This is a genomic window from Bradyrhizobium sp. SZCCHNR1015 (assembly GCF_032489875.1).
Taxonomy (GTDB): Bacteria; Pseudomonadota; Alphaproteobacteria; order Rhizobiales; family Xanthobacteraceae; genus Bradyrhizobium.
Genome location: NZ_JAUEYW010000001.1, coordinates 434,605 through 449,777, shown reverse-complemented (window position 1 = coordinate 449,777; position 15,173 = coordinate 434,605). Strand labels below are relative to the sequence as shown.

General features: G+C 65.5%; 13 protein-coding genes. 9 read left to right on the top strand and 4 right to left on the bottom strand.

Features of this window, described 5'->3' with window-relative positions:
* The first annotated feature begins 125 nt into the window (after window positions 1-125).
* From QX128_RS02035 to QX128_RS02015, 5 genes are all read left to right on the top strand, one after another.
* Complete coding sequence (locus QX128_RS02035; protein WP_316236556.1) at window positions 126-545, top strand: hypothetical protein; 420 nt, start codon at window positions 126-128, stop codon at window positions 543-545.
* Between the two features lie 233 nt (window positions 546-778).
* A complete protein-coding gene (locus QX128_RS02030) occupies window positions 779-1,999 on the top strand; it encodes an LL-diaminopimelate aminotransferase (protein ID WP_315800109.1) in 1,221 nt (406 codons plus the stop codon).
* A gap of 39 nt (window positions 2,000-2,038) precedes the next feature.
* Entirely contained in the window at window positions 2,039-3,358 is a 1,320-nt protein-coding gene (locus QX128_RS02025; RefSeq protein ID WP_315800108.1) for a homoserine dehydrogenase, read from the top strand.
* A gap of 204 nt (window positions 3,359-3,562) precedes the next feature.
* A complete protein-coding gene (glpX, locus tag QX128_RS02020; RefSeq protein WP_315712118.1) occupies window positions 3,563-4,564 on the top strand; it encodes a class II fructose-bisphosphatase in 1,002 nt (333 codons plus the stop codon).
* 156 nt (window positions 4,565-4,720) lie between these two features.
* Window positions 4,721-5,440, top strand: a complete 720-nt coding sequence (locus QX128_RS02015) for a haloacid dehalogenase type II (RefSeq protein ID WP_315800107.1) — start codon at window positions 4,721-4,723, stop codon at window positions 5,438-5,440.
* 10 nt (window positions 5,441-5,450) lie between these two features.
* Here the strand turns inward: QX128_RS02015 and QX128_RS02010 are convergent, their stop codons facing one another.
* Complete coding sequence (locus QX128_RS02010; protein WP_316236555.1) at window positions 5,451-6,539, bottom strand: methyl-accepting chemotaxis protein; 1,089 nt, start codon at window positions 6,537-6,539, stop codon at window positions 5,451-5,453.
* Between the two features lie 308 nt (window positions 6,540-6,847).
* Here QX128_RS02010 and recJ point away from each other — a divergent pair, with 308 nt between their 5' ends.
* The 3 genes from recJ (at window position 6,848) to QX128_RS01995 (ending at window position 11,168) form a co-directional block, all read left to right on the top strand.
* Window positions 6,848-8,689 carry a single-stranded-DNA-specific exonuclease RecJ gene (gene recJ, locus QX128_RS02005; protein ID WP_316236554.1) on the top strand — a complete coding sequence of 614 codons (1,842 nt, stop codon included), beginning with the start codon at window positions 6,848-6,850 and terminating at the stop codon, window positions 8,687-8,689.
* Between the two features lie 881 nt (window positions 8,690-9,570).
* Window positions 9,571-10,578, top strand: coding sequence for a serine hydrolase (locus QX128_RS02000; RefSeq protein WP_315800104.1), 1,008 nt, complete (start codon window positions 9,571-9,573; stop codon window positions 10,576-10,578).
* Between the two features lie 11 nt (window positions 10,579-10,589).
* Window positions 10,590-11,168 carry a 2'-5' RNA ligase family protein gene (locus QX128_RS01995; RefSeq protein ID WP_316236553.1) on the top strand — a complete coding sequence of 193 codons (579 nt, stop codon included), beginning with the start codon at window positions 10,590-10,592 and terminating at the stop codon, window positions 11,166-11,168.
* 85 nt (window positions 11,169-11,253) lie between these two features.
* On the opposite strand, the gene QX128_RS01990 is transcribed toward QX128_RS01995, so the two are convergent.
* Window positions 11,254-12,060 carry a porin family protein gene (locus QX128_RS01990; protein WP_315800102.1) on the bottom strand — a complete coding sequence of 269 codons (807 nt, stop codon included), beginning with the start codon at window positions 12,058-12,060 and terminating at the stop codon, window positions 11,254-11,256.
* A 137-nt stretch (window positions 12,061-12,197) separates the two neighbouring features.
* Window positions 12,198-12,593 (bottom strand): hypothetical protein, encoded by a 396-nt coding sequence (locus tag QX128_RS01985; protein ID WP_315800101.1) that lies wholly within the window; start codon window positions 12,591-12,593, stop codon window positions 12,198-12,200.
* A gap of 272 nt (window positions 12,594-12,865) precedes the next feature.
* On the opposite strand from QX128_RS01985, the gene QX128_RS01980 reads away from it, so the two are divergent.
* Complete coding sequence (locus QX128_RS01980) at window positions 12,866-13,663, top strand: NYN domain-containing protein (protein WP_315800100.1); 798 nt, start codon at window positions 12,866-12,868, stop codon at window positions 13,661-13,663.
* A 229-nt stretch (window positions 13,664-13,892) separates the two neighbouring features.
* Here the strand turns inward: QX128_RS01980 and QX128_RS01975 are convergent, their stop codons facing one another.
* On the bottom strand, window positions 13,893-15,125 hold the full coding sequence (locus tag QX128_RS01975; protein ID WP_316236552.1) for a lytic murein transglycosylase: 1,233 nt from the start codon (window positions 15,123-15,125) through the stop codon (window positions 13,893-13,895).
* Window positions 15,126-15,173 lie beyond the last annotated feature (48 nt).

The following is a 15,173-nucleotide window of genomic DNA, read 5'->3' as shown; positions in this document are numbered from 1 at the left end:
TATCGCGTCGGGATCGTTTCGTCACCGCGCGAGATCAATAATCCGCGAGTTTGCGGCAAATTCGATTTCTGATTGTTGCGTTGCGAAAAAATCTCTCGCTTCCGACATCATGATCACGTAGCTGGATGAAATTCCTGTTCAAGCCGGTCACGTTTCGAGTGACAATTGGTTGTGCTGCGGCAAAATGTGCCGCGCTGCGGTCGGGCCGGGGATTGTCGACCGGAAGTTGGGGGCTGAGGGACGTGCGCGTGGGGACGCAGGGGCGAGGCTGGAGGTCGGGACGGCGCGCCCTTGTTGCGGGGCTCGTCGTGTTCGGCGCGCTCGCGCTTGCCGGGTGCTCCAGTCCAATCGCGGACATGCCTTCGCTCGACGCGGATGCCGTCGCCCGACCCAAGGAGCCGGGTGGGTATCTGCCCGTCAACGACGTGCCGCGCGACCGCGATGCGCCGATCATCTCGCCGCAGGAGCGCGACAAGATCGAAAAGGAGCTGCTCGCGGCGCGCGACCGCCAGGCTTCGGCGGGGACCAGCGTCAGGCCCAAATGACCGGCCCGGGACAAAGGCTGGGCGATCGGCCGCGTGGCGCGGCGTAATTGTCTGGCGCGGCGCGGCGGCCATGATAAAACAACCGGAATCAACACCTCCGCGTGTCGTTGCCAGCCAAGCCGCGAGCCCGTGCTAAACTCCTGATCCAGCACCGGTTTCAAGGCATGGCGAACGCCGCCGCAGCGCCAGCCCTGCTGGCGAATCCGCCCCCGGTTGCCGGAGCCGAGAGACCCATGGAAGATTTTTACCGCATCCGCCGTTTGCCGCCTTACGTGTTCGAGCAGGTCAACCGGGCCAAGGCGGCCGCGCGGAATGCCGGGGCCGACATCATCGATCTCGGCATGGGCAATCCGGATCTGCCGGCGCCGCCGCACGTGCTGGAGAAGCTCAAGGAGACCCTGGGCAAGCCGCGCACCGACCGCTATTCGGCCTCGCGCGGCATCGTCGGCCTGCGCCGGGCGCAGGCCGGCTATTACGACCGCCGTTTCGGCGTGAAGCTCAATCCCGACACTCAGATCGTGGCGACCTTGGGCTCGAAGGAAGGTTTTGCCAACGTCGCGCAGGCGATCACCGCACCGGGCGATGTCATCCTCTGCCCGAATCCGAGCTATCCGATTCACGCCTTCGGTTTCCTGATGGCGGGCGGCGTGATCCGCTCGGTGCCGTCCGAGCCGACCCCGCAATTCTTCGAGGCGGCCGAGCGCGCGATCATCCATTCCATTCCGAAGCCGCTGGCGCTGATCGTCTGCTATCCGAGCAACCCGACCGCCTATGTCGCGAGCCTCGACTTCTATCGCGACCTCGTCGCATTCGCGAAGAAGCACGAGATCCTGATCCTCTCGGACCTCGCTTATGCCGAGGTGTATTTCGACGACAAGAACCCGCCGCCGTCGGTGCTGCAGGTGCCCGGCGCGATGGATGTCGCCGTCGAATTCACCTCGATGTCTAAGACCTATTCGATGGCCGGCTGGCGCATGGGCTTTGCCGTCGGCAACGAGCGCATCATCGCGGCGCTCGCGCGCGTCAAATCGTACCTCGACTACGGCGCGTTCACGCCGGTCCAGGTGGCGGCCACCGCTGCGCTCAACGGCCCCGACGACTGCATCCGCGAGATGCGCGACGTCTATCGCAAGCGCCGCGACACGCTGGTCGAGTCGTTCGGCCGGGCCGGCTGGGAGATCCCGTCGCCCGAGGCCTCGATGTTCGCCTGGGCGCCGCTGCCGGAGAAGTTCAAGAGCCTCGGCAGCATGCAGTTCGCGACGCTCATGGTCGAGAAGTCCGGCGTCGCGGTGTCGCCGGGCGTCGGCTTCGGCGAGCATGGCGAGGGCTATGTCCGCATCGCGATGGTCGAGAACGAGCAGCGCATTCGGCAGGCCGCGCGCGGTGTCCGCCGCTTCCTTGAAAGCGGGATCGAAACGTTGCACAACGTCGTTCCCATCGCCAACCGGCGCTGAGCCCTCCCGTACTTTCCTTTCGACAGGTTCTTTGATTCCATGGTCGCACCCCTGAGAGTGGGCATCGCGGGCCTCGGCACCGTGGGTGTCGAGGTCGTTCGTCTCATCGAGCGTCAGGCGCGCGTGCTGACCGAGCGGACGGGGCGCCCGGTCAAGGTTGTCGCCGTGACGGCGCGGTCGAAGGCCAAGAAGCGCGGCATCGATCTGTCCGGCATCACCTGGGCCAAGGATGCGCTGGCGCTTGCCTCGGATCCGGAGGTTGATTGCCTGGTCGAGCTGATGGGCGGCGCCGGCGATCCTGCGCTGTCGGCGATCGACACCGCGCTGAAGGCCGGCAAGTCGGTGGTGACCGCCAACAAGGCGCTGATCGCAAAGCACGGTCTGAAGCTCGCCAAGGCGGCCGAGAAGCATGGCGGCGCGCTGAATTTCGAGGCGGCCGTCTGCGCCGCCATTCCGGTGATCAAGACCCTGCGCGAGGGTCTCGCCGGCACCGGCATCAGCCGCGTCTATGGCATCCTCAACGGCACCTGCAACTACATCCTGACCCGGATGGAGCAGGAAGGGCTGTCGTTCGACGAGTGCCTGAAGGACGCCCAGCGCCTCGGCTATGCCGAGGCCGATCCGTCGTTCGACATTCATGGCCACGACACCGCGCAGAAGCTCGCGATCCTCGCGAGCCTCGCCTTCGGCACCCAGGTGGCGGAGAAATCCATCTATGTGGAAGGCATCTCCTCGATCGCTCCGGAGGACCTGAAGGCGGCGGCCGAGCTCGGCTACCGCGTCAAGCTGCTCGGCGTCGCCGTGCGGACCGCCAAGGGCATCGAGCAGCGGGTGCATCCGACGATGGTGCCGAAATCCTCCTCGATCGCCCAGGTGATGGGCGTCACCAACGCGGTCACGATCGACGGCGACGGTATCCCGCCGATCACGCTGGTCGGTCCGGGAGCAGGGGGCGCCGCGACGGCCTCCGCGGTCGTGGCCGATATCGCCGATGTCGCGCGCGGCATCCGCGCCGCGCCGTTCGGCCGCCCGGTCGAGAAGCTGCAGGCGACCGAGAAGGCGCCGATGGAGCGGCACGAGGGTGGCTATTACATCCGCCTGATGGCGCGTGACCATGCCGGCACCGCCGCCACCATCGCCACCCGGCTGGCCGAGCAGAAGATCTCGATCGAATCGATCGTGCAGCGCCATCCCAACGGCAGCGAGCCGGCGAAGACGGCCGGCAAGTCGGCGCCGGTGCCGGTCATCCTGATCACCTATGCGACACACGAGGATGCCGTGCATCGCGCGCTCCAGGCGGTGCAGCGCGACAAGGTCATCAGCGGAAAGCCCCAGGTGATCCGGATCGAGAAGAACTAGCGCATGATGCCCAGGGAACCGCTTGTCCCTGCTCAAACAAACGCGTGGCGTTTGGTATAGGTTCATGCTCAAAGCGGGAGAGTAGACAGGCGGGGAGCGGCCGTTCGTGCCGACCGCCTGACCCGGATGCCGCCCAGGGGGGCGGCGTGCGAGCGGTAGATTTTGATGGCGGATGTCCGCCTTGACGTCTTGAGGAGTTGATCGATGTCGACGCAGATTTCTGTCCCGCAACAATTGCTGCTCGAGCGCATCCTGACGCTGGAGCTGGTGCGCGTGACCGAACGGGCGGCGGTGTCGGCGGCGCGGCTGCGCGGCCACGGCCAGGAGAAGCCGGCCGACCAGGCGGCCGTGGATGCGATGCGCCGCGAGCTCAACAAGCTGCCGATCGAAGGCACGGTCGTGATCGGCGAGGGCGAGCGCGACGAAGCGCCGATGCTCTACATCGGCGAGAAGGTCGGCCTCAATGCCGGCCCCAAGGTCGACATCGCGGTCGATCCGCTCGAGGGGACGACCTTGTGCGCCAAGAACATGCCGGGCGCGATCGCAACCATGGCGATGGCCGATGGCGGCACCTTGCTGCATGCCCCCGACGTGTACATGCAGAAGATCGCGGTCGGCCCCGGCTACGCCAAGGGCGTCGTCGACATCGACGCGACGCCGGCCGACAACGTGCGCCGGCTCGCCAAGGCCAAGGGCGTCGAGCCCGGCGCGATCACGGTGCTGGTGCTCGACCGTCCGCGCCACGCCGACATCATCCAGGGCGTCCGCTCGACCGGCGCCGCGGTGCGCCTGATCACCGACGGCGACGTCGCCGGCGTGATCCACTGCGCCGACCCGGACAATACCGGCGTCGACATGTATCTCGGCACCGGCGGCGCGCCTGAGGGCGTGCTGGCCGCGGTGGCGCTGCGCTGCATCGGCGGCCAGATGCAGTGCCGCCTGATCCTCGACACCGAGGAGAAGCGCGAGCGCGCCCACAAGATGGGCGTCGGTGATCCCAAGATGATCTACGGCATCGAGGACATGGCGCGCGGCGACTGCCTGTTCGCGGCGACCGGCGTCACCACCGGCTCGCTGCTCTCCGGCGTCAAGTTCCGCAAGGACGGCGTCATCGAGACCGAGACCGTCGTGATGCGCTCGGTCACTGGCACGGTGCGCTACATCCGCGCCGAGCACCGCCAGTTGGCGAAGTTCCACCTCGACTAATCCAACCCTGTCATTCCGGGGCACGCGACTTGTCCGCCGAAGCTCGTAGAGCGAAGGCGGAAGCGTGAACCCGGAATCCCGAGCGCGCAGATCGAGATTCCGGGTCTGCGCGCTTCGCAGGCATCCCGGAATGACGAAGTCGGGGAGCGATTCAGCATGTCCGATCTGTCCATGGTCAAGGCGCTGGTGTTCGACGTGTTCGGCACCGTCGTCGACTGGCGCACCAGCCTGATCAACGACTTCACCGCGTGGTCGAAGACCCGCGGCATCCAGGGCGACTGGACCGCGCTGGTCGATGGCTGGCGCGGGCTCTATGTCGGCTCGATGGACGAGGTCCGCAAGCACCCCGAGCGCGGCTACGTCATCCTCGACGTCCTGCATCGCCGTTCGCTGGAGACGCTGGTCGCCAAGCTCGGCATCACCGGGCTCACCGAAGCCGATCTCGATCATCTCACCCGCGGCTGGCACCGGCTGCATCCGTGGGCCGACAGTGTCGCCGGCCTGACCCGGCTGAAGTCCAAATACATCATCGCGCCGCTCTCCAACGGCAACGTCGCGCTGCTCACCAACATGGCGAAGTTCGCAGGCCTTCCGTGGGACCTGATCCTCTCCGCCGAGCTGTTCGCGCACTACAAGCCCGACCCCGAGACCTATCTCGGCGCCGCGCGTCTGCTGGGTCTTGCGCCCGGCGAGGTGATGATGGTCGCCGCGCACAACAACGATCTCGAGGCGGCACAACGTTACGGCCTGAAGACCGCCTTCGTCGCCCGTCCCACTGAATACGGCCCGCTGCAGAGCCGCGACTTCGACGCCACCGGGGCCTGGGACATCGTTGCCGATGATTTCAACGGCATCGCCGACCGCTTGGGCTGCTGATCCTCCCGCCTCACGCGCCCGACACGATCACGCCGTACCAGCCGAGCCCCTTGTAGGTCTCGTAGCCGGGCGTGGCGTGGAATGCGACCAATCGCCCGGACGCATCCTGATAGAAGCCGCTGGGCTTGCCATCGAGCTTCAGCGACACCCGCTCGCTGAGGATGCCCTGGCCATCCGAGGACGCGATCACGCGATGGCTGGAATCCACCAGCAGTGCGCGCGCCCTGTCGCTCTCGCTGACGCGCACGCCCTGGACGATCGCGCGCGCCTGGGCTTCCCAGTCGAAATGAATGGCGAGCACGCCGAGCGGCTTGCCATGCGCCTTGCCATCCTCGCGCACGGAGGCGCAATAGGTCGCGACCTGGGCGTTGCCGAGCAGCGGCTGGCACTCAACGTCGCCGGCGACGTAGTCGTCGCCCGAGCGCAATCCACGCGCCTCGCGAAACCATTTGGTCTCGGCGACGCTCTGGCCGACGACGTTGAAGCGGTCGGCGCGGCCGTTGGCGATCACCTTGCCGCTGGGATCGCACAGCCACAAATCGAGATAGACCGTGTAGGCCGAGAGAATCACCGCGAGCCGTTCGGAGACATGGGCGACGCGCGCCGCGTCCGGAGCGGCGGCGCAATCGACCACGGCGGAGTCGGTCGCCCACCAGCGCACGTCGCAGGTCCGCTCATAGAGATTGCGGTCGATCAGCTCGATCGCATTCAGCGCCAGATCGACCATGCGCTCGCCGCGGGCCCGTTCGGTCATGCGCTCGATCGAGCTCTTGAGATTGCCGGTGCGCGTCGTGAGCTGGCCTTCGAGCTCGCGCGCGATGGTCTCGACCAATTGGCCGACGGCGCGGACCTCCTGGGCCACCACGGCGAAGCCCGCGCCCTGCGCGCCCACCCGCGAGCTCTCGATCAGCGCGTTCAAGGCCAGCATCTTCATCTGGTTGGTGATCTGCTGGATCGACTTGGTCTTCTCGCAGGCGATCTGATTGACCTCGCCGGTGAGCCGCGCGATCAGCGCCGAGACGTCGGTCTCGTCGTCCTTGGGAGTCGTTTGCGACGGAGCGGCGGAGGAAAGCGTCTTCAACTCGGGCGCGGTCAGCATCGGCAATCAACTCCATGTTGCCGCGCCTCCTCGTCGGCACGAAGAGGGCGAACAAATCGGACGAAATAATTGATTGAAATGTTACGGAATTCGCCTAACGGCTGTTTAATGCACTCCATTGAACGCAGCTCTAATTTTAGGCAACCGGGCGTATATATCAGCAGCCCTCTCATTTCCTGTGAGTTCCGTGGTTCTCCGGCACAAATCCGGTGGGCTCCAGCGAAGGAACCTGCTGATGGATGCCAGTTGCTGTAGATTCGAGGGGTCCGTTTTCGAATCGCTGCGCTGCAAGCGAGGCCCTGCGCATCATGGCACCATCCGCCCTTGCACTGCCCCTGAGCGCTCCGCAGGCGTTCCTCGGCGTGCGGCTGTCGCTGACCAACAAATTGTGGCGCGACCGGCTGGACGCGCGCGGTGCGGCGCGGGCCCTGGCGATGGTGCAACGCTATCAGTTGCCGGAGATGCTGGCGCGCGTCCTCGCCGGCCGCGACGTCGAGCTCGACGCGGTCAACGACTTCCTCGATCCGACCATCCGCAAGCTGATGCCGGACCCGTTCACGGTGACGCAGATGGAAGCGGCGGCGCAGCGCATTGCCGACGCCGCGGTGAGGGGCGAGAAGGTCGCGATCTTCGGCGACTACGATGTCGACGGCGCGACCTCGGCGGCGCTGCTCGCCTGGCATCTGCGCCATTGCGGGCTCGATCCGCTGATCCACATTCCCGACCGCATCTTCGAAGGCTACGGCCCGAACGTCGACGCCATCCGGGCGCTGGTGAACAAGGGCGCGACCTTGCTCGTCACGGTCGATTGCGGCACCACCAGCCTCGAGCCGCTGGCGGAAGCGCGGCGGCTCGGCATGTCCGTGGTGGTGATCGATCACCATCAATGCGGCGACGAGCTGCCGGAGGTCGAGGCGCTGGTCAATCCAAACCGGCCCGACGACCTCTCCGGCCTCGGCTATCTCGCCGCGGTCGGGCTGACCCTGGTGACGCTGGTTGCCGTCAATCGCGAGCTGCGCGGCCGCGGCTTCTGGAGCAGCACGCGCCCGGAGCCGGATCTGCTGTCCATGTTGCATCACGTTGCGCTCGGCACCGTCGCCGACGTCGCGCCGCTGATCGCGCTCAACCGCGCCTTCGTCGCCAAGGGCCTGATCGCGATGCGCCGGCGCGACCATGTCGGTCACACCGCGCTGATGGATGTCGCCCGTCTCAACGGCCCGCCCGAAGCCTGGCATCTCGGCTTCATGCTGGGGCCGCGCATCAATGCGGGCGGGCGCATTGGCCGCGCCGATCTCGGCGTGCGGCTGCTGTTGGAGAGCGACGTCTCGGAAGCCGCGCGCATCGCCGCCGAGCTCGACCGCCTCAACAGCGAGCGCCGCGTCATCGAGCAGCAGGCCGAAGCGCAGGCGGAGGCCGAGGCGCTGGCCTCGCTCGGGCTGGAGGACAAGGGCGCGGTCATCGTCACGGCATCGGAAGGCTGGCATCCCGGCGTGGTCGGGCTGGTCGCCTCGCGGCTGAAGGAAAAGTTTGCCCGGCCGGCGTTTGCGATCGCGCTCGAGCCGGGCGGCATCGGCACCGGATCGGGCCGCTCGATTCCGGGTGTCGATCTCGGCAAGGCGGTGCGGCATGCGGTGGAGCAGGGCATCCTGATGAAGGGCGGCGGGCACGCGATGGCCGCCGGCGTCACCTTGCGCAAGGAGCGGCTGGCGGAATTCCGCGCCTATCTGGAAAGCGCGCTGGCGGCCGACGTCGCCGACGCGCGGCACGTCAATGAGATCCTGATCGACGGCGCCATCAGCGCGCGCGCCGCAACGCCCGAGCTGGTGGCGACGCTCAATCGTGCAGGTCCGTTCGGCAGCGGCAATCCCGAGCCGATCGTGGCGCTGCCGTCGCATCAGCTGGTTTATGCCGACGAGGTCGGGCAGGCGCATCTCAAGCTGCGCTTCAAATCCGGCGACGGCGCTACCGTGAATGCGATCGCATTCCGCTCGGTCGGCCAGAAGCTCGGCAACGCCCTGGTTCAGCATCGGGGCCAGATCCTGCACGTCGCCGGCACCCTCACCATCGACCGCTACCAGGGCATCGAGCGCGTGCAGCTGCGCGTGCTGGATGTGGCCGTGCCGGACCATGGGCCGGCGATGATCAGGTAGCAGCTCCACGTCGACTGTCATCCCGGACAAGCTTAGCCGACGCTCGCGTCGGCGAAGCGCCGATCCGGGAGCCATACGCCGCAGCCGTTGTTGTGAGGACGAGATGCCTGCGCCGATCGTGCCTCACATTGCGCCCTCTGGGTTTGGGTCCCGGCGCGGAGGCCGGGACGACAGCGGAATGTGTGGGACGCATCGTGCCTCGCATGACCGCTCGATCTCGCCGCGCATTCGCGCCCGAGTGATGCATCGTCAAAGCCCCCTCTTGATAGGAGAGGGCGCAGGGAATGCCGGGTGAAGGCCTCACCCATGGCCCGCCTGCAAACAAAAAGCAGGCGGCAGTCACCACAGGTAGGCCGATCAACCGGCATTCCCTGCGCGATGGTTTTCACGCTTATACGCGATCTCCCCGGTGTCCGGCTTGTTAGCCACCGTCGCCCTCAGGGCTCATCATCACCCGAAGGCTTGGCGCCAGCTTCGGGGCGCCAGGACCACGCGATTTCACGTCCGCAACCTTGCCGTTCGTCCGCGCGCTATCCAAGCACGCTGCGACACGATCGCGGCCACCGCATCCCGCCCTCCACGTTCGTGACGATCGCGAAGCGCCCCTCTCATGAGGACGGGACAACGGCATGATTTCTGATTTTCTGAATAATAGCAAGCGGAAATTTCCCGTCGGTGCTGGTTGTGGCGGGCATCTGATTGATGCCGCGGGTGAAATTAAAAATGCGCGGCGGAGAATTTGGCGTCATCGGGCGCGGCGGCCCCCCGGGGCCGCGCAGATAGGAGGAGACAGCGATGATCGGTAACCTCTGTACCATCTGCCGGTCTTGCTCTAGCATCCTCGACGTCGGGTTTGTCGAGACGCCGGAATGAAAGTGCCAATGCGACGTCTGCTTGCGGTGCTCGCAATCCTTCCGGTGGGATGGTCGTGGGCTCAGGCCGAGCCAGGACTGCATTGGCGGACGGCAAGCCCGGACAACACGCCCTGGTCTGCGTCGATCGCACGCGAGGTGCAGGAGTTTGCGGCCGAACAGAAGCCGGCGGCAATCATGGTCGTCAGGGACGACGACATCGTCGCCTCGTTCGGGGATCTTGGTGCGAAGGTCAATGTCCGGTCCGTCCGCAAGAGTCTGCTGAGCGCGCTCTATGGCATCGCAATCGAAGACGGCCGGATCAACCTCGACAGCACGCTTGCCGCCCTCGAGATCGACGACGTTCCACGAGCGCTTTCGGCGGCCGAGAAGTCCGCGACGGTCCGACAGTTGCTGATGGCGCGCTCCGGGGTCTACCATCCCGCGTCGTACGAGACGGGGCAGATGAAGCAGGGGCGGCCGGTGCGGGAGAGCCATCCGCCGGGCAGTTTCTGGTACTACAACAACTGGGACTTCAACGCGCTCGGCACGATCTACCGTCAGTCCGTCGACGACGTGTTTGCGAGCTTCGAGAAGCAGATCGGCCGGCCGATCGGCATGGAGGATTTCTCCGCCGCGGATGGTGTATATGTGAAGGAAGCCTCCTCGTCGCATCCGGCCTATGTGTTTCGGATGAGTGCGCGAGACCTGGCGAGGTTTGGCCTGCTGTTCCTGAACGGCGGCCGCTGGAATGGGGCTCAGCTGATCCCGTCGAAATGGGTGACGGATTCGACGAGCCGTTTCTCGGATGCCGAGCAGCCTGGACGGGGCTACGGCTATCTCTGGTGGACCTTCAGCAGCGAACGATCGCGTTTGAGCGGGTTTTTTGCCTCCGGCTACGGCGGGCAGCAGATGGTGGTCGTTCCCTCGAAGCACCTGGTGTTCGTCGAGTTGGTCGATCTGGCTGTGAACCGGGAAGGTGTCCGAACGCAACGCTTCCTCGATCTCGTCGGCAAGATCAGCGCGTCGGTCCCTTGAGCAGGACGTCGATGGCCATAGCGATCAATCTCAGATCCGATGACGCCTCTTCGGGCGAGATCGAGCGTCTGTGGGATCAGGTCGCGGCGTTCGAGGACGAGCCGTCGATGCGCGGTCTCGGCTATCGACCGCATTTTACCCTCGCCATCTATGATGCGCCTGAGATCGACGTCGAGACTGCTTCGCGCGTCATGCGCGCGGCCGTTGAGAATGCCCCGGCCTTGCAGCTGGAGTTCAACCGTATCAACTGGTTTTCGGCTCCGCGATTCGTGCTCTGGGCCGAGCCGGAAATGAACGAGGGCTTGCTCAGGTGGCACGTCGCGATCGCAGCGGCGATCGACACGGCGCATTGTCGTGATCACTATCGCCCCGGCGTATGGGTGCCTCACTGCACGCTGGGCACGCGGATCTTGAAGGCGTGTCGCGACGACGCCATGGCGTTTGCGCGTTCGTTCGACCGGCATTTCACCGTCGCCTTCGATGTCATCGATTGCGTCGTGTTTCCGCCGGTGCAGATCGTGGCGGAGCGTAAACTGACGTCAGCCATCCGCCAGCTCTGCGATCACAATAGCAACGACGTTAAGCCATGACGTGGAGCCCATTAGCTCGGCGAGCCCTCAAGGCGCGTTGTCGGTCCTGCTAAATCCGAACGCTTTTTCAACCTCTCGACATCGATCAGTACTTCGCAACCACCGGCGGACCTCCGAAATTGAACCGGTAGTTGATGCCCGCCTTTACCAGGTGAATCCTATTGCCGCGATCGAAATCGATCTGGTTCGTAGCTCCGCCGAACGCCGGCGTATTGACGACCGCGGTCGCAGTTGTCTTCCGGCCGAGGTCAATGTAGTCATATTCTAGTTTTGCCGACCAGTTGTTCGAAAAGGCGTACTCGGTACCTGCGCCCACAGTCCAGCCGGTCCCTGTCCCTGAGGGGGAGGTCGTCGCGACCAAAACCCCGAGGGCAGTAAAATGTTCCGATCCTCCCTTCGAATGGGCCCAAGCAGCGCCGCCTTTCCCGTAAAATAGCCAATTGTCGGCTGCGAATCCCAGACGGGCCGTAAGCGTCGCGATCCAATCAAATCGGGTGTGGAGGTCGGAATATCGTCCCGCAAGCAACGGGCTGAACGCTCGCACGCTGCCATTCATATCCGTTGCGGATCCATCTCCTTCGATGCCAATGACCCAACGCTGAATCTGGAAATTGTAACCGATCTGACCGCCTCCGATGAGGCCGTTGAGATGAGAAGTCGGAAAAACAAAACCGGCTGGATAGGCTTGGCTCCCGGTCACCTCAGTGACGTCGTGATCACTCCAGCCGTAACCAACATGAGCTCCCAAGTACAATCCACTCCAGTCAAAGACGGCTGGAACAGCGACGGGGGACTTCACTGGCATCCTGGCGGGAAGATCCGCGCCAAGAACGGGCCACGAGGCGCACATCAGCGCCAGGGCAGCAACAGCGGGCACCCGAGCAATTGCCATCTGAGATCCTCTCGGAGAGTATACCTAGGTCACGTCTGATAAAAGAAAAACTACTTTAAGTGGTGATCTAAAAGTCACAGCGAAAAACAACTTTGAATTGTTATCTTAACGGGGCGACTGATCGCCGGCACTACGCCTCAACGCCAGATCGGCTTCGGCAGTTCGAACGACTCGCACGTCCTGATAGGACGCGGGGCGGGAGCGACGTTGTCGGCGATCGAGAACAAAAGCGTCGCCTCGAACGGCACGTCGGGAGCTTCCGCGGCATAGCCGGAGCAGGTGACGGGCGTGCCTCGGCAGCACCCTTCGAGGCTGAGCGTCAGCTCGTCCGGGCCGAACAGCGACGGCTGTCCCGGGGCATGGCGCTTGGTCTTGATGATGGCGGTGAAACGATCGCCATGGGCCTCGTAGCTGCCGGCATAGCTCAGCACTGTATCGCCGCCGCAGATCCTGCCACCGACCAGCTCGACGATGCCCGTTCCCTGGCCCTTGGGGGTCCTGAACCAGGCTGAATAGGTGCCTTCTTTCATCATCTGCCGCAGATCCCACCGTTGGGTCGCGCGCATCGTTGTGCGACGCAAATTAAGAGAAGGTGAAAACAACCGCCAGAACAGGCCGGGAACCCGGAATTTGTTCGTGTACGAATGGTGGGGAGCGCTGCAGACCGTCTCCGCTCGCTACGCCCCTGGGGCCGTGCCAGGTCGCGCATCCCGTGGCCGTGCCGTTCGTCTCAAGAAAATCATCCGGCTGGATGCCGGCCCGCGTATAAGGGAATGAGAACAGGGCCTACCTTGAGGACTATCCGATGCCGTCCGAACCTCGCTCGCCGCGTCTTGCCGTTCTGATCGACGCCGACAATGCCTCGGCCAAGATCGCGGACGGGCTGTTCGAGGAGATCGCCAAGATCGGCGAGGCGAGCGTGCGCCGGATCTATGGCGACTTCTCCAGCCCGCGCTCGAAGCCGTGGGCCGATACGCTGGCGCGTCACGCGATCGTGCCGCAGCAGCAGTTCGCCTATACGACCGGCAAGAACGCCTCCGACATCACGCTGGTGATCGACGCGATGGACCTGCTGCACAGTGGACGCTTCGACGGCTTCTGCCTGGTGTCGTCGGACAGCGACTTCACCCGTCTCGCGGCGCGCATCCGCGAGCAGGGCACCGACGTGTTTGGCTTCGGCGAGCAGAAGACGCCGGAGAGTTTTAGGCAGGCCTGCCGCAGGTTCATCTACACGGAGAATTTGCGCAGCGACGCGGCGGGCAGCAAGGATGCGGACAGCGCCGCGGCGCCGAAGTCGCTGCTCCCGATCAGCGCGGCGACGCCGATGATCAAGAAGGTAATCACGCAGATGGAGAGCGAGGACGGCTGGGTCGCGCTCGGCGAGGTCGGCAAGCAGCTCTCCAACCTGGTCTCCGACTTCGATCCGCGCACCTATGGCTGTCGCAAGCTCAGCGATCTCGTTCGCAAGACCGGCGCCTTCGAGATCGAGGAGCAGGCCAAGGGCGGCGGCTCGGTGCGCATCCGGGTGAAGGCTGCCAGCGCGTCGCAGCCCAAGGCGCGGGCGTCGAGGTCCGGCCACCGCGAGGCGGCCGCCAAGACGTGATCACTCCGGCGCGAGGCTCGCGATGATCGGAGCGTTGCGCTACTCGCCATGACGGCGAACTCGTAGGGTGGCCGAAGCAGCCGCCGAAGGAGGCCGCGTGCCCACCGTCGGGCCGCGTGCTCAACCGCGGGATGGTGGGCACGGCGCCACCGCGATTTCGATCGTTGAGAGAGCACGGCAGCGCCTTTGCCCACTCTACTTGTTGGTCACACGGCAGCGACCGTACCGCTCAACCGCCCTGTCTGAGCTTCGCCAGCACCTTCAGCCCACCATAGCCGTCGGCCGGCGTGAGGCCCGCTTTGGCCTGGAAGTCGCGGATCGCCTTCATGGTGTCGTTGCCGACGCGGCCATCGGTGCCGCCGGTGTCGAAGCCGGCCGCGGTCAGGCGCTTCTGCATCTCCTGCACCTCGGCCAAGGTCAGCGCGCGCTCCGAGCCGGGGAAGGGCTGCAGGAAGGGCGGGGCGCCCAGGATGCGGTCGCCGAGATGGCAGATCGCGAGCGCGTAGCTCATGGCCGGATTGTAGGACTTCACCGAGTAGAAGTTCGGACCCAACAGGAAGGCGGGGCCGCCCGCGACCGGAATCCAGAGCTGTGCTGATGCATTGGGCTGCGGGAACGGCTGGCCGTCGGCGCGGGTCACGCCGGCGGCCTGCCATGCCGCATAGCTGCGGCTGCCCGACATGTTGCCCGGCGCACGCACCTCGTAGCCCCAGTGCTCGCCGCGGTGATACTTGCCGCGGTTGACGAGATAGCGCGCGGTCGAGCCGAGCGCGTCGTCGGGCCGGCCGAACGGATTGATCTTGCCGTCGCCGTCATAGTCGAAGCCGACATTGAGCCAGACCTCGGGCATCCATTGCGTGTGACCCATGGCGCCGGCCCAGGAGCCGCGCATCTCCTCCGGCGTGCTCCAGCCGCGATCGACGATTTTCAGCGCATTGGTGAGCTCGGTCTCCCAATAGGCCTTGCGGCGCGGCTCGTTCCAGGCGAGCGCGGCGAGCGCCGGAAACACCGGGCGCATGTGGTTCTGCTGCACCAGCGGATCGCCGAATGCGGACTCGACGCCCCACAGCGCGAGAAGCGTGCCGCGCTCGACGCCAAAATCCTTCTCGATGCGCGCGAACAGCGCCTCGTTCTTCTGCAGCGCGATCTTGCCGTTGATGACGCGCCAGTCGGAGACGCGGCGGTTGATGTACTGCCAGAGCTGCTCCTTGAACTCGGGCTGGTTGCGCATCTCCTTGAACACGGTCATGTCCGGCTCGAGCCGTGCCATGACCCGCGTCCAGGTCGCCTGCGAGATGCCCTTGGCGAGCGCGCGGTTGCGGAAGCCGTCGCGCCAGGCCTCGAACTCGGCCGGCGCCGCGGACGCCGGCAGGGCCGGAACGAGCAGCGCGGCGGCGCCGAGGCCGGAGCGGAGCAGGGCGCGGCGGGTCATCGGATGAGGTCGTGAATCGGACTGGGTCATGGCCGCCAGTCTACCCGGTCAGGGCGGTGCGCGGCAAAGCCTTGGCAG